1 protein-coding gene and 2 pseudogenes are annotated in these 588 nt (G+C 74.1%); 1 reads left to right on the forward strand and 2 read right to left on the reverse strand.

Going from position 1 to position 588, the window contains the following annotated elements; all coding sequences use genetic code 11:
* Together A9X04_RS12015 and A9X04_RS12020 are read right to left on the reverse strand one after the other, a co-directional pair.
* Positions 1-306, reverse strand: a pseudogene (locus A9X04_RS12015) (hypothetical protein); the annotation flags it as partial.
* Positions 303-506, reverse strand: coding sequence for a hypothetical protein (locus tag A9X04_RS12020; protein WP_369828945.1), 204 nt, complete (start codon positions 504-506; stop codon positions 303-305). The gene A9X04_RS12020 and the pseudogene A9X04_RS12015, both read right to left, overlap by 4 nt.
* 1 nt (position 507) lies before the next feature.
* Between A9X04_RS12020 and A9X04_RS31440 the strand changes: the two are divergent.
* Positions 508-588 (forward strand): annotated as a pseudogene (locus tag A9X04_RS31440) (oxidoreductase); the annotation flags it as partial.

Below are 588 nucleotides of genomic sequence, written 5' to 3' on the forward strand. Positions count from 1 at the left end.
GGTGACCGGCCCCAGCTGCTCGCGCCGGGCATACCCGATCGTGTACAGCCCGGCCACGATTGCGACGGCTCCCGTGAGCGCCATGAAGAATCCGCCCAGCGGATCGAGGCTGAGCTCGACGCCCGACAACGGAAGCAACCACCCGATGCGGACGGCGCGCACCGGACCGAACATTCCCAGCGCGCCGGCCCACACCCCGCCGGCACCCAGCAGCGCGGTCAGCGCGCCCGCACAGACGGGCGCGGGGGCGTTGCGGCGCAACACGTCTGGGGCGGGCACCGCGCGGGTGGCCAACGCCGCGGTCATTTGCCGGTCACCGCCCGCAGGGCCGCGACGATCTCGCTCGGCGACGGCGGGCAGCCCGGGATTTCCATGTCCACCTGCACCAGCTCGCCGACCGCGCCCGCCACGCCATAGGCGCCGGCGAAGACCCCTCGGTTGATGGCGCAGTCCCCGCACGCGATCACCCGACGCGGCAACGGGGTGGCCTCGATCGTGGCCCGCAACGGGCCGGTGTATGACGCCGAGCGGTTCGGTGCCCGCCTGGTGGCGTCGCCGCGGCACGCGGATGCGCTGCTGGTGACCGGC

Source organism: Mycobacterium sp. E3247 (assembly GCF_001667785.1).
Taxonomy (GTDB): Bacteria; Actinomycetota; Actinomycetes; order Mycobacteriales; family Mycobacteriaceae; genus Mycobacterium.